Consider the following 18,640-nt stretch of genomic DNA (forward strand, 5'->3'; position numbering starts at 1 on the left):
TTATAAATGACAGCCACTAAAAAAATAAACGAAGGCTCGGTTGTGCTTTGGATTTGCCGCATATTTGTCGGCGTACTTTTTATATTTTCCGGATTGATCAAAGCGAATGATCCTTTGGGTTTCTCGTATAAACTACAAGAGTATTTTGAAGTTTTCCATATCACATTCCTGAATAACCTCGCTGTGTCGCTCGCCATATTTTTATGCGCTTTAGAAATGTTTTTTGGCTTTGCTTTGCTCATCGGTGTTCGCGGCAAGCAAGTGGCCTGGGGCCTGTTGTTGTTAATCGTTTTCTTCTCTTTTTTGACATTCTACTCGGCGTACTTTAAGGTGGTGCAAACCTGTGGCTGTTTTGGCGATGCTATTGTGTTAACACCCTGGCAGTCCTTCAGTAAAGATCTGATCTTGCTGTTGCTGATACTGGTGATATTTAAACAAAAGGATGCGATAAAGCCGCTGTTTAAACCAAAGGCCGAAAAGAACATCGCTATTGTGGCTATCATCGTATCGTTTGGTGTTGGCTTTTACACCTATAACTTTTTGCCGGTGATGGATTTTCTGCCGTATAAAGTAGGGGCCAATATTCCTGATGAAATGAAAACCCCACCCGGTGCAATGCCCGATGAGTTTGAGCTGACCTATAGCCTGAAAAACAAAAAGACCGGCGAAACCAAGGTGATGACAGATAAAGAATACCTCAAGACCGGTATCTGGAAGGATAATAACTGGGCGATAGTTGGCGACCCGACAAACAAGTTGATAAAAAGAGGTTTCCATCCCAAGATACAAGACCTCAATATTAACGATGCATCGGGTAATAGCTATACCGATGCGCTGTTGGCTAACCCTTATTACAACGTATTTATTGTGGCTTACAACCTGGATAAAACCAATGTAAACGCCATGCGTAATTTAAACGCTATGGCGATAGACCTGAAAGAGAATTATAATAGCCGTGTAGTATTGCTAACTTCAAACTCGCCGAAAGACGCGGAGGCATTCAGCAAGGCCAATCATTTGGTAAGCGAGATATTTTATGCGGATGAGGTGCCGCTGAAAAGCATGGTAAGAGCCAATCCCGGCGTATTGCTGATGAAGGGTGGTACCATCATCAATAAATGGCATTACCATACCGTGCCCACTTACGATAACTTAGTTAAACAATACCTGCAACACCCATAATATGTCGGCTGAGTTAGAACAAAAGGGCCATGGCCTTATATTTTTAGTAGGCTTTATGGGTTGCGGTAAAACCACCTGGGCACGCAAGCTGGCCGCTAAACTGGAATGTGATTTTATGGACCTTGACCATGTGTTGGAAGCCAAAGTAGGCATGGCCATCCCTGAGTATTTTAACGCGCATGGCGAGTCAGCCTTCAGGCAATTGGAATCGGATGTGTTAAAGCAAACCGATTACCCGGCCAGTGCTATTGTATCAACAGGTGGGGGCTTACCCTGTTTTTTTGATAACATGGACTGGATGAACAGCCACGGAAAGAGTATCTACATCAGGCTATCTCCAAAAACTTTAGGCGACAGGCTGGAGAATGCCAAAACCGTACGCCCGGTATTGCAAGGTAAAAAAGGTGATGAACTTGTTGCTTTTATTACCGAAAAGTTAGCCGAACGCGAAGGCTTTTATAACCGTGCTACATTTATTATAGATGGAATAGATATGAGCGTGGAGAAGCTGGAAGCTGTGATAACAGAATGATTTCTCTCGCGAAGACGCAAATGGTTTTCTCAGCGTTGTATGCGCCTTAGTGTGTTACCTTAAATAAACAGCGTCTTCCTGTCCCGCTTCATTCAGTACAACATCAACATGTTCCTTTAAAACGGTAGACATGGCAATGCCCGCGTAATCAGTTGATATAGGGAAGCTTTTATGGTTACGATCAACCAATACAACGGTGCTTATTTTTTTGAGGTGCACATCTAAAAATACACCCATACCATAAGCCAGTGTTTTGCCGCTGTTTAGCACATCATCCACCAGGATGATCACTTTTTCGGCATGGTCATTTACATCAAAATTGATCTTTGATTTCAGGGTTGAGCTATCTTTTTCAAGTTCGATGTTTAACAGCGTAGTTTTAAAAGGCGCTATACCATCCAGTACCTTCTTTAAACGTTCTGCTAATAAATTGCCGCGGGGTAATATACCAGCGATAACAACTTCAGTTTCGTCAAGGTTGTCTTCCAATACCTGGTAAGCAATACGGTCTATCTTTTGCTGTATTTGCTGCTGGTTAAGTACAAGTATCTTTTTGTCGGACATTGGATGGTTGTTGTTATGCCTACTAAGTTAATAACAGTAATCGGATTCTGAAAATGGTTATCCTTTCCCGTAAGGGTAAAAAACAAAGTTAGCGCCTTCGGGTGTTACCACGAAGATGCACATATAGTCTTCAGGTTTTTTGTATGTTTTCAGGAACTTATCCTGGAGCTGTTTTTTAATGATACCGATCTCAACAAATTCCTCAAGGGTAGATGCATTGATGGTCCAGGTAGTGTTAAGTTCGATACGGTCGAGTATTACCTCCCCCAGCTTTACTTCGTGCTGGTGGGCAATGAAGATAGGATAGAGGGAAATTCCTTCCACCATGATCTCGACAGCTACCTCGCGCATCGATTCGGCATATATTTTCAGATCAGCCTCGAGGCTTTTCAGCGGGCTTTCCTTTTGGGTCTCGCCCGGGTTTTCGTTGAGTAGTTCTTCGGGATCCATAACAGTTAATTGGCGCGTAGCTTCAGCAATACAACGTTCTCCACATGTTGTGTATGCGGGAACATATCTACCGGTTGTATTTTAGCTACGTCGTATTTTTCTTTTAATATGATGAGGTCGCGGGCTTGGGTAGCTGCATTGCAGCTTACGTAAACTATCTTTTCGGCTTCAATTTCCATCAGGCGGTTCACCACATCGGCATGCATGCCAGCGCGTGGCGGGTCGGTAATGATCACATCAGGTTTGCCGTGCTCAGCTACGAAGTCGGGCGTCAGCACATCCTTCATATCGCCAGCGAAGAATTTGGTATTGGTGATATTGTTGATGGATGAGTTGACTTTAGCATCTTCAATGGCTTGAGGCACGTACTCAACGCCCACTACCTGCTTTACCTGCCCGGCTATAAAGTTGGCAATGGTGCCTGCTCCGGTGTACAAATCGTACACCAATTCATTACCGGTAAAGCCGGCAAAGTCGCGGGTTATTTCATACAGGTGCAGGGCCTGCTCAGAGTTGGTCTGGTAAAATGATTTTGGCCCGATGCGGAATTGTATCACCCCTGTGCCGTCAGCATTGGTCGGCATAGCTTCGTGAATATAATCCATACCGCGGTAGGTAATTACATCCTGGTCAAAAATGGTATCATTCATTTTTTTGTTGAGGATGTATAGCAACGATGTGATCTGCGGGAACTCATCTGCAACATATTTCATTAGGCCTTCTATCTGTTCTTCAACAGCGTAGGCAAACACAACGATCACCATCAACTCGCCGGTTGACGAGGTGCGGATGATGAGGTTACGCAAAGCACCTTCGTGAGCCTTAATATCATAAAAGCTAATGCCATGCTGTAAGGCGTAAGCGCGTATTTTATTACGTATTTGGTTTGAGGGATCGGCCTGCAGGTAGCAGTGGTCGATATCCAGTATCTTATCAAAACGTCCGGGGATGTGATAGCCGAGGGCATTCATTTCCAGGTCACTGTCTTCGCGATTTTCACCGTCGGTTAACCAGCGTTTGTTGGAGAAGGTGTATTCCAGTTTATTGCGATAGTAACTGGTTTGCTTTGATGGCAGGATAGGAATAAGACCGTGTAATTCTACTTTGGCAAGGCGCTGCAAAGCATCGGTAACCGATTTTTGCTTGTAAACCAGTTGTGCATCGTACAGCATGTGCTGCCATTTACAACCGCCGCACACACCAAAATGCTCGCAAAAAGCATCGGTACGGTATTCTGATGCTGTTTGCAGATTGGTTATTTTAGCTTCGGCAAAGTTTTTCTTTTTACGGTAAACCTCTACATCAACCACATCGCCGGGAATGGCTTTCTCAACAAAAACAACCAGTTCGTCGGTTTTGCCTACACCTTTGCCTTCTTCGGCAATATCTATAATGCTAATGTTTTGGAGAAAAGTGTTGGGTTTGCGTGCTGGTCTCATTGGCAGCAAAGTTAACCTGAAATATGGAATTTGCTAAATGCATGGCCGTAAAAATGCCATCACCTGTTATTTGAGGTGTGAGTGCATTGATGTTTGTTAAGGTGTTAAATAAACCAACTTATAATTAAATCCAAAATACCTTCGTCTTCTTTTATGTCGGCCAATTCAAAACGCTCATCAATCATGCTTGAAAATTCTTTTAGCTCGCTGCTCATGATAATGGTATTGATACTATGCAAACATAGTAAATATATACCAAAAACCAAAACGGTATAGTGGATTTATCTTTAATGCATTTTCCTTATATCAGTAGTTTTTTCTACAATATCATGAATGAGGGTGTCAAACGATTGGGCAGTTGCCTGAAGCATTTGCAATACCTCGGCATTTACGGGATTATAAGGATCATCGAACTTAAAGAGGCTGAACAAGCCCAATATTTGGGCAATGGGTACCCTTACCTGGTGTGATTGCAGGAAGGCTATTTCATGTAACTTATCGTGATGCAGCTTTAACTCAGCGTCCGCTATCTTTTTTTCATTATGTTCTTCAACATCGCGTAAAGCACGCATTACTTTTGGGGGCAGCGTAAATAGCTTGTCTTTTATGGTATAATCGGTAATGCCACTTTTTATTAACTCAACGGCTTTTTGTTCGCCAAGCATGCCCGAAATAATGATAAAAGGAATCTCGGGATATTTTTCCTGCATGATGATAAATGCTGAAAGCCCATCGAAAGATGGTAAAGAGTAATCGGAAATGATGATATCCGGGCTGAAGTTTTGTAAGGCATTTTCAAAATCTTCACGTGTTTCTACTATTTGATGCTCAAAACTTAGTCCGCCTTTTTTTAACTCCCGTATGGTGAGGTCTGCATCGCTTTTATTGTCTTCCAGTAGGAGTACTTTGTATGGTAAGGTTAACATATTGTGCCGGTTTAGGTACTTAAGCTTGGCGCATTAAGTATAAATTTTAATTAATCGGGTAATTGGCTTAGTATCATCCAATACAAACCGATCTCTTTTATCACCTGGAAAAAGTTGTCGCTTTCAACAGGCTTTGCAATATAGCTGTTGGCACCAAGTGCATAACATTTTTGTATATCAGGGTCTTCTTTTGATGAGGTGAGTATGATGATGGGTATGGATTGAAAATTGGGGTCGGTCTTTAATTTTTCAAGAACTTCCATGCCACTTATTTTAGGCATTTTAAGATCAAGCAATATTAGTTTAGGTTTTTCCTGGCTGTTTCTTTTGCTGTAGGTACCTTGGCAATACATAAAATCGAGCGCTTCCGCGCCATCTTTTACATGGTGTACACGATTTAAAAAACCGCTTTTTTTAAGCGCACGCATAGTAAGTAATGCATCATCGGCGCTGTCTTCGGCAAATAAAATTTCGATATCATTCATGTTTTTGGGAATTATCAGGTAGTTATAATGGGTAAGGTAAAGTAAAAGCAGGTTTCCTGGTTCAATACAGATTCGGCCCAGACTGTGCCGCCGTGGCGGTCAACAACTTTTTGTACTATAGCCAGCCCAATACCGGTTCCTTCAAACTCTTCCTGCGAATGCAGGCGCTGAAAAACACCGAAAAGCTTGTTATAATACTGCATATCAAAACCGGCGCCGTGGTCTTTTACATAGTAAGTTATAAAGCCATCTTTATTAGTGCTGCCAATTTCTATATGTGTTTCAGCCTTGTGTTGCGAGTATTTTACAGCATTAGATATGAGGTTGATCCATACTTGTTTTATTAATGAAAAGTCAGCTTTTGTGGTGGTTAAATCGCCTATTTTAAATATGATCTTATTGCCGTTATCATCGAGCAGCATTTCATCTTTGATCGAGTTAACAAGGCTGGTCATGTTAATATCAGAAACCGTTACTTCTTTTCTGCCCAATTTTGAAAATGCCAGTAAGTCATCTATCAGCTGACCCATTCTTTTGGAATTATGGGTAATGGCATGCAGTATTTTGGTTCCATCCTCATCCAGCTTGTCGCCATAGTCTTCATCCAATATGCGGGCGTAACCATTTATTGCACGTATAGGGGCTCGCAGATCATGCGATACAGAGTACGAGAATGATCCAAGTTCTTTATTAGCCATTTCGAGTTGAGCGGTACGTTCAATTACCTTTTGCTCCAGGTCTTCATTTAGCTTACGGATATCATCTTCTGCTTTTTTTAGTTCTTTATTAGCGAAAATGAGTTCAGTTGCCCGTTTTTCTTTTTCATCATTTTGAAAAGCCAGTTCAACATTGGCTATGATGAGTTCAGCGGCCCGTTTTTCTTTTTCATCATTTTGAAAAGCTAATTCTGTATTAGCTATTAATAATTCAGCGGCACGGTTTTCTTTTTCTTTATTCTGAAAGGCGAGTTCTTTATAAGCTATAGTAAGGGCTGCGGATTGTTGTTCTTTTTGGGTGTTTTGATATTCAAGTTCTTTATTGGCTATCAATAGTTCAGCAGCTCTGTCTTCCTTCTCCTGGTTTTGAAAGGCCAGTTCTTTATTAGCGATAAGCAATTCGGCGGCACGGTTTTCCTTCTCATCATTTTGGAATGCAAGCTCCTTATTGGCAATGATTAGCTCGGCAGCCCGGTTCTCTTTTTCAATGGTTTGAAAAGCGAGTTCTTTATCGGCTATAATGAGTTCGGCAGCCCGGTTCTCTTTTTCGGTATTCTGATAGGCAAGTTCTTTGTTTGCGATGATCAGTTCAGCGGCCCGTTTCCTTTTCTCTTTATTCTGAAAGGCCAGTTCCTTATCGGCAATAACCAATTCAGCCGCAAGGTTCTGTTTTTCCTGGTTTTGAAAAATCAATTCTTTATTGGCGTTGGATAGTTCGGCCGCCTGTATTTCTTTTTCATTTTTTTGAAGTGCTATATTTAGCTTAGCGATCACTAATTCAGTAGTTCGTTTTTCTTCGGAGTTTTGAAGATTGGGCTTGTGGGGAATCACAGTATTTGGTGTGTTTCTTTTTTCCATGATAAGTTAATCGTTTATGTTTACGGCAATAAAAAAACTGCTCCGGTAAAGAAACAAGGAACGGCAATGATAATGTTGATATATTATACCTGGGTCAAAGTCTGATTGTGCATAAAGCAGCCAGGTTGTTCAAAGGAGGTAAAGTGAAGGTACGATATTATCGTGTCTTTAGGTAATAAGTATGCTTTTTTACTATTTGTTTTGAATATAATTAATATATTTATGATATCCTATTTGTAGAAATCTAATTAATTATAAGCGTAAAATTATTCGTTATTATTAATAGTTGAGAGCTGTTTTTCGTTTTATCTAAACCTAATGTGATGAAATCTATCAAGCCTATCTTCGCGTTTTATTTTTTATTGATATGCAGCAATGCTTTCGGCCAGCAGAAACAGGCAAAGGTATCGGCAGATGATATTTACGCTTATCAAAACTTTAATAGCCTCGAACAAAAACTTAAGCTGCCTGACGTAGCCAAGCTAAAAAACGGAACGCATTGGCGTTTGTTTTTTAGCTATACCATATCCGCCTCGGTAATACTTGATGTAAACTATATCAACGAAAATGAATGCAAGGCTTTTGTTACCCTATATACGCATGAGTATGTTGACACAACCAAAGAACACCCTACCAAACGTATCTATAGCGAAACAAAAGCATTAGATAATGCTACCGCGATAAAACTATTTAAACAATTAACGAGCGTTAACCTTAGTAATATCCCTGCGCAAAAGCGCGATACCATATTAAATGCCAACGGGTATGGTGAGATACGAGTTGCCAGTTACCTGGATGGCAGCCCTCCTTCTTTTAAATATGCTGACAATAATGTATATACATTTAAAACATGCTGGAAAAAGGCAAGTAATGATGCCGCACACGATGTTTTTGATACATTAAAGACAGCGAGCGATATAAAGCAACTGGCCACCGCTTTTGAAAAGCGCATACCTTTTGAGCAGTATACAACAGGATGGATGATAGCAAGCCGTAAAGAGGCTAATTACGATAACGGGAAGTATAAGAAAGAGCGTGATGAATACCGTAAAAAACAAGGCCTGGATTAATTGTAAACAAAAATAGCGATAGGTTTAAAAATCATCGCTATTTAAAATACTTTGATTTGCGGCTCTTGGTCCTATTCCTTTATCGCCGCCTTCACCAAATAAGGTAAAATCTCTTTCTGGAAGCTTACAAAATTTTTGCGCACATCCGAATCGCTTACCGAAGTAAAGGCAAAGCTGAAAACAATGCTCTTGCTTGATTTGATGAGGAAACGCAGGCGCGAAGGGTAAGTCTCATCGCGGCGGATATCGGTAACGCGGGTAAATGAGCTGATGAGGAGCTCTTCAAGTTCGTTACTTAAGCTCTTTAAAAAATCCTGTGAGTTGGTACTTTCGCGGATAAAGTCCCAGCCAATAAATTCATTACAAATGGTGTAGCTTAAACGGCTGGTTTTCATAATGAGGTTGGTAAGGTGTGTTTCCTCGTCCATCTCATCGTTGTAGTTTGCTATCAGGTCGTCAACACTCAGGCGTATATAATCCATCAGCAGGGCGTGTAGCACATCCTCTTTGCTTTCAAAATATTTGTATATGGTAGCTTTAGCTATTTTAGCCTTACGCGCAATTTCGTTAACACTGGTTTTGTGATAGCCAAACTTGCGGAATAGCTCTTGCGCGGCACGCTTAATGCTTTCTTTTATTTTATCAACTTCCATTTATCTAATTGGATACAAATATCTCATTAAAGTTCACACTTACTGTATACATTTTTAACGACTTAGTTGCCGGTGCTTTTACCGGCGAACCATCGCTCAGCGAAAATTTGGCACCACTGCAGGGGTCGGTAACCGTAAAGGTGGGGTTATCTAAATTAACCGCGCAACGTTTTTCGGGCTGGTAACTGCTGCACCTGTCATAAGCCAGGTAATTGCCATTTGGGCTATGGTAAATAATAATGCCCGATACGCCATACCCGTTTATAACAACAGCACCACCCGCAACGGTAAGGTTGCTCAGCCGCGGATCTGTCAACGGCGACTGGAAATTTACCGGTATATCGGGCACAAAACTGTTATCGGTTTTACCGCAGCTAATGCAGCATATACACACCATAAAAAAGCATACTGCTTTCATCACATTTCTCCATGTATATATGCCTTTACTCATTTACGGTTTATTATTACGGTTTGGTTTTAAAACGTATGTTAAACCTATATTATTTCAGTTTTAAACTGCTCCAGGAAACGCACGTCATTCTCCGAAAATAAACGTAGGTCACGGATCACGTATTTAAGGTTGGTGATACGCTCAATACCCATTCCGAAAGCAAAGCCGGTATATTTCTTACTGTCTATACCGCAGTTTTCCAATACATTAGGGTCAACCATTCCGCAACCTAAAATTTCTACCCAACCTGAGTGCTTACACATGTTACATCCAGCGCCTTTACAAATGGTGCATGATACATCCATTTCGGCAGAGGGCTCGGTGAATGGGAAGTATGATGGGCGGAAACGTACCTTGGTACCTTCGCCATACAACTCTTGTACAAAGCTGTATAGGGTTTGTTTAAGGTCGCTGAAAGACACATTCTCATCAACGTACAAACCTTCAACCTGGTGAAAAAAGCAGTGCGCACGGGCGGATATAGCTTCGTTACGGTATACGCGGCCCGGCATAATAGCGCGGAATGGCGGTTTGCCATTTTCCATCATCCGTACCTGTACAGATGAAGTATGCGTACGCAGAGCGATATCATCCGTACCCGAATTTTTTTTGATAAAGAAAGTATCCTGCATATCGCGGGCAGGGTGCTCTTCAGGAAAGTTCAATGCTGAAAAGTTATGCCAGTCGTCCTCAATTTCGGGTCCTTCGGCAACCACAAAACCCAGTCGTTTAAATATGTCGATAATTTCGTTGCGGATAAGTGACAGCGGGTGGCGTGAGCCAACAGAAACACCCTCGCCAGGCAACGTCATATCAAATTCGGTGTCTTCGGTAGCGGTCGATGAGTCTATGCTGTCCTTTAACTCATTATATTTTGATTCGGCAAATTGCTTAAACTCGTTCAATACCTTTCCAAAAGTGCGTTTCTCTTCGGTCCCAACTGTTTTAAACTGTTCAAAAAGGTCTTTTATCAATCCTTTTGTCCCTAAATATTTAATACGGAAGGCTTCCAGTTCATCTGCTTTGGCCGATGTGAACGCTTTTATCTCGGCGGTGTATTGGTCTATTTTATCTTGCATTATCTTATCAGTTCGGATGTTCGGCACAGCGCCAGGCATCGTTGCAACAAATATAGAAAAAGCGCGCGTATTTTTGGTGCTCCGGGTCTAAAAACTGCCCGTATGATACATTTAGCTATAATTTTACATTCAAATAAAACTTTTTGCAATAATATTGCTTGTATGGTTTGATTACCCTTATGAAGAAAAATTTAATACTATTCGCGTTTTTGCTAATATCAGTGCAGGTGGCTGCCCAGCAATATCTCATAACGGGTAAAGTAGCCGATCTGGCAGGCAATGCCATTCCCTTTACTTCAGTATATGTTATCGGTACATCAGCCGGCACAAGTACCAACGCGAACGGGCAGTATATGCTCAAATTAAAGCCCGGTAAATACCAACTTAGTTTCCGCACACTGGGATTTAAACAGAGGTTGGAGAACATAGAGTTATCAAGCCAAAATAAAGTAGTAAATGTGCAACTCCGGGTTGAGCAGTATAAGCTGAATGATGCCAATGCAGACAGTACCGGTCTCGCGCTAACAATCATCAAAAACGCTATTGCAAAACGCGAAGGATACTTAAACGAAACATTGGCTTATAGCTGTAATGTATACATTAAAGGTATGCAGCGTTTGCTGCACGCATCGCAAAATGTAGTGAGTAAGGCGGTATCCAAACAGTTTGATATTGATACCACAACCAACAATATTTTGTACATGGCCGAGATGCAAACACAGTTTAATTTTGAGCAGCCAAACCGTGTAAAAGAAATTGTAATATCATCAAAAGAAGCGGGTGTTAACAATGCGTTCAGCTTTAACCGCGCGGCAAATTTGCAGATGAACTTTTATCGCAATACGTTTGATATTCAAGGCCTCAGCCAGCGCCGTTTGGTATCGCCCATTGCAGATGACGCGCTGAATTTTTATAGCTATAAACTGCTTGGGACCTCGGTTGAGAACGGTAAAACCATCCACAAGATACAGGTATTGCCAAAGCATATTCACGGGCCAATTTTTAACGGGTATATTTATATTACCGATGGCGACTGGCGTATTTACAGCGTGCATTTATTTGTGACCAAGAACGCCAACCTGAACTATGTTGATACCCTGAACATTAACCAGGATTATATACAACTATCTAACGACAGATGGCAACCCGCCGCGGTGGCTATTACCTACAGTGGGGCGCTGGTTGGCTTTAGGTACACAGGTTATATTATTGGCACTTTTAGCGATTATAACTTCGATCCTAAATTTCCGCCTAAGTTTTTTAATGGAGAAATAATGCGTGTGCCTAACCATTCCCGCAAGGAAGACTCTGTTTACTGGGCAAAAAACAGACCTGTGCCACTCACGCCCGAAGAAGTACGCAATTACCGGGATAAGGATGCTGTTACCCGCATAGCCGAAACCGATGTCTATCAGGATTCGCTGGAGCGGGCGAACAATAAGTTTAAGCCGTTGCGTTACATGATATTTGGCGACTCAATAAAAAACAGGGCTGCCGGTTCATCATGGTTCTTTCACCCTTCTTACGAAACTATATTATTCAATAATGTTGAAGGTTTTGCACTTGATTTTAAAGCCGACTATGATAAGCGTATTGACAGGCTGAAAAGTTACACCATAAGCCCCGAACTGCGCTATGGTTTCTCGAATAATTTATTGAGTGCCAATGTTGGTTTTAAATACCGGTACAACCCATACACCAAAGCCATTTTTTATGGTAAGGCAGGCAGCAGCGTGCTCGACCTGAATAATGAGGTGAATAACAGCCCTTTTATTAACTCAATTAGTACCTTGTTTTTTGAGAGCAACACTATGAAGCTGTATCGCTCCAAATATGCCATGCTGGGCCTGCAACATAATTTGTTCAGAGGGGTTTTGTTTGATGGCTCATTAGAATATGCACAACGGGAGCAATTGTATAATACTACCTATTTTACTGTGGTAGATAAGCCCGACGTAGTATTAACATCTAATAATCCATTCCATCCCGAGTTGCCCGATAATAACCTGTTGTTTAAAACCAGTAACGCGCTAACGCTAAAAACATCTGTTACTTATACTTTTGATGAGCAATATGTAAGCACACCCAATGGGTTTCTTTATCAGCCAAGCAGGCTGCCTAAAATAAAACTGACCTATAAAAAAGGTATCAAAAATGTACTTAATTCGGATATTGATTATGACTATGCCGACCTGCAAGTGTATGATGATCATATTAAGATAGGGCATGTTGGTTACTCATCATTTACCGTTACCGCAGGCAAGTTTTTCAATACAAACGCGCTGGTGTACCCCGATTATAAAAAGTTTAAAGGCAACGAAGGAATTACCTTTACGCCATTGGTAAGCTACTTCCACTTTTTAAGGTACTACACCTATACCGATGATAGCTTTGTAGAAGCGCATTACGAACATAATTTTTCGGGTTTCCTGATGAATAAACTAAAAGGGATACGCCATGCAAAATTAGAAGAGATAATAGGTGCTAATTACCTGGGCCGCGCTAACACCCCTGCTTATACCGAGTTTTACGTGGGCTTAAAGCGATACATTTTCCGTGTTGATTATGGAATATCATTTTTAGGTGGTAATCATTACATGCACGGGATAATGTTTTATTATGGATTGTAACACCCGGGTAGATTTGACAACTTTTTAAAAGTTGTCAAATCTGTTAGTAAGCACTATCTTTGCCACTCATTAAACGCTGCTTGAAACAGTATCAATGCATTATGACTACATATCAAACATTACTCTATTATTGTTATTCAACAATAACTGATGCGGAGCAATACGCTGCCGATCATCTCAAATTTTGCAAAAGCTTAAACTTAGTTGGCCGCATCATAGTTGCCGAAGAAGGCTTGAACGGTACTGTTTCGGGTACTGCCGAATCATGCCAAACGTATATGAACACCCTGCATGCTGATGAACGCTTTGCCGGTATCGATTTTAAAATTGATAACGTTGATGAGCCTTCATTTGTAAAAATGCATGTACGCTATAAATCTGAAATAGTACACTCAGGCCTGCGCGACCCAAACGTAATCAACCCGCAACAACAAACCGGCAAACATTTGGAGCCCAAAGACTTTTTGGCGATGAAAGATCGTGATGATGTTATTATACTGGATGTACGCTCAAACTACGAACATTCAGTTGGCCGTTTCAAAAACGCAGTAACCCTGGATATCGAGAACTTTCGCGATTTCCCGGCACAGATAAACGAGTTGGCTAAATACAAAGACAAAAAAATATTAACCTACTGCACCGGGGGCATTAAATGCGAAAAGGCTTCGGCCTTGCTCTTGCACGAAGGCTTTACCGATGTATATCAATTGCATGGCGGCATTATCAAATATGGTAAAGAAGCCGGCGGCGAAGATTTTGAAGGCAAATGCTATGTTTTTGATAACCGTTTAACGGTTGATGTAAACGCGGTAAACCCGAAGGTAATATCAACTTGCTATAACTGTGGCACCACCACTGCTAAAATGATCAACTGTGCCAACCCGGAGTGTAACGAGCACTTTACCCAATGCGATGCCTGTGGCGAAAAACTGGAAGGCACCTGTTCGGTAGCATGTCAGCAACATCCGCGCAAACGTGTTTATGATGGTACAGGTTATTACGTTAAAGTGCCGCAACCTGTTAATTTCTCCAAAAAGAATCCAAAATCTGCGGTTAATTTGGGTGGATAGTAAGTTACCCTTATTCTGTTTTAGCCGAAATGAATAGATCGATACAGTCATTATTAATAAAGCTAAAGTTAGCTTCTCCTTCAATTAATAAGGCTCAGGATTTTGACCGGTACAAACGGGATTCATATTCGCTTAAAAAGGAAACGATAAGCTACCGTATACTTTTTCCATCAAATTTCGACTCAGAAAAAACATATCCGCTGGTACTGGTATTGCATGGTTCAGGCGAGCGGGGTAACGATAACTCCGTTCAGTTAAATAATGGCGGCGCGCTTTTTTTACAAAATAAGTTTCTCCAAAATGATCCTGCCATTGTTATTTTTCCGCAATGCTCAAAGGATGGTTTTTGGGCTAATGTACATATAGATACCACTCCTGATGGTAATGTGCAGCATAATTTCCAGATAGCCGGAGAGCCTACCCGTGATATGGCCCTGCTTTTAGGCGCTATTGATGATTTTTTAAGTAAGCCTTACGTTGATAAGGACCGCGTATATGTAGGCGGTTTATCGATGGGGGGGATGGGCACCCTGGAACTGTTAAGGCGCAGGCCCAACGTATTTGCCGCCGCTTTTTCAATTTGTGGTGGCGATAATGCACTCAATGCAAAAAGTTATGCTCAAACACCGCTTTGGTTATTTCATGGCGAAGATGATACTATAGTGCCTGCAGCACATTCGAAGGACATATCCACCGCCATTGAAAAATTTGGAGGAAAGCCTAAACTCACCTTATACCAAAACGTAGCACACAACAGTTGGAGCAATGCCTTCGCAGAGCCGGAGTTATTACCCTGGTTGTTTTTGCACAGTAAAAAAGAAGCTCAGTAAGCGCAAATACGTAATTTATTAAATACTACTCTGTTTTAGGTTTAAACTTTGGCTTAAATCCCAGCTTTGGTGCCGGTGTAACGGCAGGAATATCTTCAACAGGTTTAACCTCTTCAGCAGGCGTAACACTTTCCTCTGCAACTTTAGGTGGAACGGCAGCTTTAAACTTGGGCTTAAAGCCAAGTTTAGGTGTGGCAGGAGCCGGGGTTTCATCAACAGGTATAACCTCTTCAGCAGGTGCAATACTTTCCTCTACAACTTTAGTCGGAGCGGCAGCTTTAAATTTGGGTTTAAAGCCAAGTTTCGGCGTAACAGGAGCCGGGGTTTCTTCAGCTGGTTTAACTTCTTTGGCAGGAACAGTAGCTTCATCCACAACCTTTGGCTGGCTGGCAGTCCTGAATTTTGGCTTAAAGCCAAGTTTAGGCGTAGCATCTGTGTCCGCAGCTTCGGTTTGTTTAACTTCTTCAGCAGGGGTAGCCAAAATTTCCGCTGCTACCGGAACATTGGTCTTAAACCTCGGTTTAAAGCCAACCTTGGGTGCATGCTCTTCGGCAACTTCATTAGTTACCGAATCAATTACCGTTTGCTCGGCCAACCGGTTTTCTATAATTATCTTTTCTGCCTTAACTTCTTCGGCTGTATGGTATATACGCCTTAGGCTGTTAAACAGGTATTTTTTGGTGTGGTCAAAACTTTTTTCGCCCATTACGGCATAGTGAGCTTCAAATTCGGCAAAAAGTACTGGCTCGGCTACGGATAGTTGAGCCAGGTCGATCTTTTTCTTTTTGAAGAACTCTTCGAATGTCATAAGCCTATAATCCGGTAACAGTAATATCCTCGTTCAGTTTGTTCCAGTGAATGCCCGTTGGGGTTAAGTTCCAATCTGCACGTTCTTCATCCGTCGCGTTAAGCAATTTGGGTAGCCAAGCCATGGGGAATGCCTGTGGTTTGCCGCCTGTCCATTCCACGTAAAGCATGCTGCCATCAAAGGTGAGTTTGATGTCTTTTTTTTGCTTTCGCGAAGTGAAAATTGCCATAGATTAAAGATAAATAATAAAGCCGTCATTGCGAGGTACGAAGCAATCCTAAACTATTCATTAGCGCAAATGCCTATCGAAGATTGCTTCTTCCCTCGCAATGACGTTGCGGGAGAGTAACGTTAGTTTACTCTTCCATATTATGATAAACCGCCTGCACATCATCGTCCTCTTCCAAACGGTCTATTAGTTTCATTACATCGGCAGCCTGCTCTTCGGTTACTTTGGTATGCGATTGTGCGATGCGCTCCAGTTTGGCTGATTTTAGTTCGATACCCATACCTTCTAAAGCTTTTTGCATCGTACCAAAATCTTCGAAAGCGGTTTGGGCTACTGCAATATCGTGGCCGTTCTCATCTGCTTCCAGGTATAGTTCTTCCAGGCCTGCGTCTATCAGTTCAAACTCCAGTTCTTCCAGGTCGCGATCGGCAGGCTCAAAACGGAATATAGCTTTGCGGGTAAATACAAAATCGAGCGAGCCTGTTTTGCCTAAAGTACCACCCGTTTTGGTAAAATAACTGCGCACGTTGGCAACAGTTCGGTTGGTATTATCGGTAGCGGTTTCAACCAGTACGGGCACACCGTGTGGGGCGTAACCTTCGTAAACCAGCTCTTCATAATTTGATTCATCTTTGTTCGACGCGCGCTTAATGGCGGCTTCAACCGTATGTTTAGGCATGTTAACCGCCTTGGCGTTTTGCATAACGGTGCGCAACCACGAATTGGCTTCGGGGTTTGATCCACCAGCCTTAACCGCCATAACTATTTCTTTCCCCAAACGGGTAAACTGCACTGCCATTTTGGCCCAGCGCTTAAATTTTCTCTCTTTACGGAACTCAAATGCTCTTCCCATTGTGTTTACTTAGTTCATAGTTGATGGTTCATAATTCATTGTGGAAACCATCCGTAATGGCAAAGGTAAAAAAATGAGTGTAATGGTAGGAAATTTTAAAACGGGTTAATTTTGGTGGTGAGTCAAACTATACCATTTTAATAGAATTTATCTCTTGCCCTTTTAAAAGGCAAAAAAAATCTGCATTTTTGCAGACTATTTAATTAACAGTAATTTATAAATTAATTTAAAATGAAAGTCGCAGTTGTAGGTGCCACCGGTTTGGTAGGTACTAAAATGTTGCAGGTTCTGGCAGAACGCAACTTCCCGGTTACAGAATTGATACCCGTAGCATCCGAAAAAAGTGTTGGTAAGGAAATTACTTACAAGGGTAAGCAATTCAAGATCGTTTCTGTGGATACAGCGATTAGCATGAAGCCCGATCTGGCTTTGTTTTCGGCTGGTGGCAGTACTTCTTTACAAGATGCGCCGCGTTTTGCCGAAGTGGGTACTACAGTAGTGGATAACTCATCAGCATGGAGAATGGACCCGACTAAAAAATTAGTGGTTCCCGAAGTTAATGCCGATGTATTAACTGCCGAAGATAAAATTATCGCCAATCCAAATTGCTCAACCATACAAATGGTAGTGGCTTTAAAACCACTGCACGATAAATACAAAATTAAACGTGTTGTAGTATCAACTTACCAATCGGTAACTGGTACAGGCGTAAAGGCGGTTGACCAGTTAATGAACGAGCGCGCAGGTGTTGATGGGGCGAAAGCATACCCATACAAAATTGACCTGAACGTTATACCACAAATTGATGTGTTTTTAGATAACGGCTACACCAAGGAAGAAATGAAAATGGTGAAAGAGACCAACAAGATCATGGGCGACGACAGCATCCGTGTTACTGCAACAACTGTACGTATTCCGGTAATGGGCGGCCACAGCGAGTCGGTTAATATTGAGTTCGCCAACGATTTTGATGTGGAAGAAGTGAAAGCATTACTGGCAAAATCGCCGGGCATCATCGTTACTGATGATATTGCCAACCTGAAATACCCGATGCCGTTAGATGCTCATGATAAAGACGAAGTATTTGTGGGCCGCATCCGCCGCGATGAGAGCCAGCCAAATACCCTGAACTGCTGGATAGTAAGCGACAACCTGCGCAAAGGTGCCGCTACTAACGCGGTACAGATTGCTGAATACCTGGTTGCTAAACACTTAGTTGGTGTTCCGGCGGAAGCTTAAACAAAATCATAATTTTAATGTTAAAATAGGGATGACCAAAAGTTATCCCTATTTTTATTTTATGCAGATACACATCGCCACCACAGCTGATATTGACGAATTGACTAAGGTTGAGATTGAAAGCAAGCTCAAATCGTTTTATGATAACGATGAGGTGGGTATAAGTCATGCTATACAAGGTTACCGTTGGCAAACATATTTTGATGCCCAAACGCCTGCCAGCGCTAAGCCTGAACGGGTGGTGTATAAGGCGGTGTTAAACGGGCATATTATTGGATACGTGGCCGGGCACCTGACTACACGTTATGAAAAGGATGCTGAGATACAGGCTTTTTATTTGTTAAAAGAACAGCAGCGCAAAGGTTATGGCACCAAGATGCTGGCGCATTTGCTGGATTGGTTTAAGCAATTCAATGTTAAAAGCGTGTGTGTAGGTATTGATAAGGATAACCCCTACCAACAGTTTTACCTGAAACATGGTGGCGAGCATATTAATGAGCATTGGATAGGTTGGGATGATGTGGTTGCCCTCGAAGCGGCTGTAGGGCTTTAAGCTTTTCGCTTTCGACTTTTCGC

20 protein-coding genes are annotated in these 18,640 nt (G+C 41.9%); 8 read left to right on the forward strand and 12 right to left on the reverse strand.

Annotated features, from left to right (window positions below; genetic code table 11):
• Positions 1 to 6: 6 nt before the first annotated feature.
• Both KXQ82_RS16035 and KXQ82_RS16040 read left to right on the forward strand, forming a co-directional pair.
• Entirely contained in the window at positions 7 to 1,182 is a 1,176-nt protein-coding gene (locus tag KXQ82_RS16035; protein ID WP_219489468.1) for a BT_3928 family protein, read from the forward strand.
• 1 nt (position 1,183) lies between these two features.
• Positions 1,184 to 1,714, forward strand: coding sequence for a shikimate kinase (locus KXQ82_RS16040; RefSeq protein WP_219489469.1), 531 nt, complete (start codon positions 1,184 to 1,186; stop codon positions 1,712 to 1,714).
• Positions 1,715 to 1,768: 54 nt separating this feature from the next.
• On the opposite strand, the gene KXQ82_RS16045 is transcribed toward KXQ82_RS16040, so the two are convergent.
• From KXQ82_RS16045 to KXQ82_RS16070, 6 genes are all read right to left on the reverse strand, one after another.
• Positions 1,769 to 2,278, reverse strand: a complete 510-nt coding sequence (locus KXQ82_RS16045; protein WP_219489470.1) for a phosphoribosyltransferase family protein — start codon at positions 2,276 to 2,278, stop codon at positions 1,769 to 1,771.
• 57 nt (positions 2,279 to 2,335) lie between these two features.
• The gene (locus KXQ82_RS16050) at positions 2,336 to 2,728 is read right to left on the reverse strand and encodes a hypothetical protein (RefSeq protein WP_219489471.1); all 393 of its coding nucleotides are present in this window, start codon (positions 2,726 to 2,728) and stop codon (positions 2,336 to 2,338) included.
• Between the two features lie 5 nt (positions 2,729 to 2,733).
• Positions 2,734 to 4,167, reverse strand: coding sequence for a 23S rRNA (uracil(1939)-C(5))-methyltransferase RlmD (rlmD, locus tag KXQ82_RS16055; protein ID WP_219489472.1), 1,434 nt, complete (start codon positions 4,165 to 4,167; stop codon positions 2,734 to 2,736).
• Positions 4,168 to 4,454: 287 nt separating this feature from the next.
• Positions 4,455 to 5,093, reverse strand: a complete 639-nt coding sequence (locus tag KXQ82_RS16060; protein WP_219489473.1) for a response regulator — start codon at positions 5,091 to 5,093, stop codon at positions 4,455 to 4,457.
• Between the two features lie 50 nt (positions 5,094 to 5,143).
• Complete coding sequence (locus tag KXQ82_RS16065; protein WP_219489474.1) at positions 5,144 to 5,578, reverse strand: response regulator; 435 nt, start codon at positions 5,576 to 5,578, stop codon at positions 5,144 to 5,146.
• 14 nt (positions 5,579 to 5,592) lie between these two features.
• Complete coding sequence (locus KXQ82_RS16070; RefSeq protein WP_219489475.1) at positions 5,593 to 7,152, reverse strand: sensor histidine kinase; 1,560 nt, start codon at positions 7,150 to 7,152, stop codon at positions 5,593 to 5,595.
• A 323-nt stretch (positions 7,153 to 7,475) separates the two neighbouring features.
• Between KXQ82_RS16070 and KXQ82_RS16075 the strand changes: the two genes are divergently transcribed.
• The gene (locus tag KXQ82_RS16075) at positions 7,476 to 8,222 is read left to right on the forward strand and encodes a hypothetical protein (RefSeq protein WP_219489476.1); all 747 of its coding nucleotides are present in this window, start codon (positions 7,476 to 7,478) and stop codon (positions 8,220 to 8,222) included.
• A gap of 71 nt (positions 8,223 to 8,293) precedes the next feature.
• Here KXQ82_RS16075 and KXQ82_RS16080 read toward each other — a convergent pair whose 3' ends face one another.
• Genes KXQ82_RS16080 through pheS form a run of 3 tightly spaced genes read right to left on the reverse strand, consistent with a single transcriptional unit; the run spans position 8,294 to position 10,405 of the window.
• Positions 8,294 to 8,875: a TetR/AcrR family transcriptional regulator gene (locus tag KXQ82_RS16080; protein WP_219489477.1), complete on the reverse strand. Its 582-nt coding sequence runs from the start codon at positions 8,873 to 8,875 to the stop codon at positions 8,294 to 8,296.
• A 4-nt stretch (positions 8,876 to 8,879) separates the two neighbouring features.
• Positions 8,880 to 9,326: a Rieske (2Fe-2S) protein gene (locus tag KXQ82_RS16085; protein WP_255563690.1), complete on the reverse strand. Its 447-nt coding sequence runs from the start codon at positions 9,324 to 9,326 to the stop codon at positions 8,880 to 8,882.
• Positions 9,327 to 9,370: 44 nt separating this feature from the next.
• Positions 9,371 to 10,405 (reverse strand): phenylalanine--tRNA ligase subunit alpha, encoded by a 1,035-nt coding sequence (gene pheS, locus KXQ82_RS16090; RefSeq protein ID WP_219489478.1) that lies wholly within the window; start codon positions 10,403 to 10,405, stop codon positions 9,371 to 9,373.
• Positions 10,406 to 10,584: 179 nt separating this feature from the next.
• Between pheS and KXQ82_RS16095 the strand changes: the two genes are divergently transcribed.
• The 3 genes from KXQ82_RS16095 to KXQ82_RS16105 all read left to right on the forward strand — a co-directional run bounded on the left by KXQ82_RS16095 (position 10,585) and on the right by KXQ82_RS16105 (position 14,935).
• Entirely contained in the window at positions 10,585 to 13,035 is a 2,451-nt protein-coding gene (locus tag KXQ82_RS16095; protein WP_219489479.1) for a DUF5686 family protein, read from the forward strand.
• 101 nt (positions 13,036 to 13,136) lie between these two features.
• Positions 13,137 to 14,105 carry an oxygen-dependent tRNA uridine(34) hydroxylase TrhO gene (trhO, locus tag KXQ82_RS16100; protein ID WP_219489480.1) on the forward strand — a complete coding sequence of 323 codons (969 nt, stop codon included), beginning with the start codon at positions 13,137 to 13,139 and terminating at the stop codon, positions 14,103 to 14,105.
• Between the two features lie 29 nt (positions 14,106 to 14,134).
• Positions 14,135 to 14,935: a carboxylesterase family protein gene (locus KXQ82_RS16105; protein WP_219489481.1), complete on the forward strand. Its 801-nt coding sequence runs from the start codon at positions 14,135 to 14,137 to the stop codon at positions 14,933 to 14,935.
• 25 nt (positions 14,936 to 14,960) lie between these two features.
• Here the strand turns inward: KXQ82_RS16105 and KXQ82_RS16110 are convergent, their stop codons facing one another.
• The 3 genes from KXQ82_RS16110 to KXQ82_RS16120 all read right to left on the reverse strand — a co-directional run bounded on the left by KXQ82_RS16110 (position 14,961) and on the right by KXQ82_RS16120 (position 16,825).
• Positions 14,961 to 15,743, reverse strand: a complete 783-nt coding sequence (locus KXQ82_RS16110) for a hypothetical protein (RefSeq protein WP_219489482.1) — start codon at positions 15,741 to 15,743, stop codon at positions 14,961 to 14,963.
• Positions 15,744 to 15,747: 4 nt separating this feature from the next.
• Complete coding sequence (locus tag KXQ82_RS16115; protein ID WP_219489483.1) at positions 15,748 to 15,972, reverse strand: DUF2442 domain-containing protein; 225 nt, start codon at positions 15,970 to 15,972, stop codon at positions 15,748 to 15,750.
• Positions 15,973 to 16,099: 127 nt separating this feature from the next.
• Positions 16,100 to 16,825 carry a YebC/PmpR family DNA-binding transcriptional regulator gene (locus KXQ82_RS16120; protein ID WP_219489484.1) on the reverse strand — a complete coding sequence of 242 codons (726 nt, stop codon included), beginning with the start codon at positions 16,823 to 16,825 and terminating at the stop codon, positions 16,100 to 16,102.
• Positions 16,826 to 17,056: 231 nt separating this feature from the next.
• Between KXQ82_RS16120 and KXQ82_RS16125 the strand changes: the two genes are divergently transcribed.
• Both KXQ82_RS16125 and KXQ82_RS16130 read left to right on the forward strand, forming a co-directional pair.
• Positions 17,057 to 18,064 (forward strand): aspartate-semialdehyde dehydrogenase, encoded by a 1,008-nt coding sequence (locus KXQ82_RS16125; RefSeq protein WP_219489485.1) that lies wholly within the window; start codon positions 17,057 to 17,059, stop codon positions 18,062 to 18,064.
• A gap of 61 nt (positions 18,065 to 18,125) precedes the next feature.
• The gene (locus KXQ82_RS16130; RefSeq protein WP_219489486.1) at positions 18,126 to 18,617 is read left to right on the forward strand and encodes a GNAT family N-acetyltransferase; all 492 of its coding nucleotides are present in this window, start codon (positions 18,126 to 18,128) and stop codon (positions 18,615 to 18,617) included.
• Positions 18,618 to 18,640 lie beyond the last annotated feature (23 nt).

Source organism: Mucilaginibacter rivuli, from assembly GCF_019391655.1.
Lineage (GTDB): Bacteria > Bacteroidota > Bacteroidia > Sphingobacteriales > Sphingobacteriaceae > Mucilaginibacter > Mucilaginibacter rivuli.

Coding starts and splice junctions, on each gene's coding strand:
- KXQ82_RS16035 (WP_219489468.1), top strand. CDS start 7: ATGACAGCCACTAAAAAAATAAACGAAGGCTCGGTTGTGCTTTGGATT.
- KXQ82_RS16040 (WP_219489469.1), top strand. CDS start 1,184: ATGTCGGCTGAGTTAGAACAAAAGGGCCATGGCCTTATATTTTTAGTA.
- KXQ82_RS16045 (WP_219489470.1), bottom strand. CDS start 2,278: ATGTCCGACAAAAAGATACTTGTACTTAACCAGCAGCAAATACAGCAA.
- KXQ82_RS16050 (WP_219489471.1), bottom strand. CDS start 2,728: ATGGATCCCGAAGAACTACTCAACGAAAACCCGGGCGAGACCCAAAAG.
- rlmD (WP_219489472.1), bottom strand. CDS start 4,167: ATGAGACCAGCACGCAAACCCAACACTTTTCTCCAAAACATTAGCATT.
- KXQ82_RS16060 (WP_219489473.1), bottom strand. CDS start 5,093: ATGTTAACCTTACCATACAAAGTACTCCTACTGGAAGACAATAAAAGC.
- KXQ82_RS16065 (WP_219489474.1), bottom strand. CDS start 5,578: ATGAATGATATCGAAATTTTATTTGCCGAAGACAGCGCCGATGATGCA.
- KXQ82_RS16070 (WP_219489475.1), bottom strand. CDS start 7,152: ATGGAAAAAAGAAACACACCAAATACTGTGATTCCCCACAAGCCCAAT.
- KXQ82_RS16075 (WP_219489476.1), top strand. CDS start 7,476: ATGAAATCTATCAAGCCTATCTTCGCGTTTTATTTTTTATTGATATGC.
- KXQ82_RS16080 (WP_219489477.1), bottom strand. CDS start 8,875: ATGGAAGTTGATAAAATAAAAGAAAGCATTAAGCGTGCCGCGCAAGAG.
- KXQ82_RS16085 (WP_255563690.1), bottom strand. CDS start 9,326: ATGAGTAAAGGCATATATACATGGAGAAATGTGATGAAAGCAGTATGC.
- pheS (WP_219489478.1), bottom strand. CDS start 10,405: ATGCAAGATAAAATAGACCAATACACCGCCGAGATAAAAGCGTTCACA.
- KXQ82_RS16095 (WP_219489479.1), top strand. CDS start 10,585: ATGAAGAAAAATTTAATACTATTCGCGTTTTTGCTAATATCAGTGCAG.
- trhO (WP_219489480.1), top strand. CDS start 13,137: ATGACTACATATCAAACATTACTCTATTATTGTTATTCAACAATAACT.
- KXQ82_RS16105 (WP_219489481.1), top strand. CDS start 14,135: ATGAATAGATCGATACAGTCATTATTAATAAAGCTAAAGTTAGCTTCT.
- KXQ82_RS16110 (WP_219489482.1), bottom strand. CDS start 15,743: ATGACATTCGAAGAGTTCTTCAAAAAGAAAAAGATCGACCTGGCTCAA.
- KXQ82_RS16115 (WP_219489483.1), bottom strand. CDS start 15,972: ATGGCAATTTTCACTTCGCGAAAGCAAAAAAAAGACATCAAACTCACC.
- KXQ82_RS16120 (WP_219489484.1), bottom strand. CDS start 16,825: ATGGGAAGAGCATTTGAGTTCCGTAAAGAGAGAAAATTTAAGCGCTGG.
- KXQ82_RS16125 (WP_219489485.1), top strand. CDS start 17,057: ATGAAAGTCGCAGTTGTAGGTGCCACCGGTTTGGTAGGTACTAAAATG.
- KXQ82_RS16130 (WP_219489486.1), top strand. CDS start 18,126: ATGCAGATACACATCGCCACCACAGCTGATATTGACGAATTGACTAAG.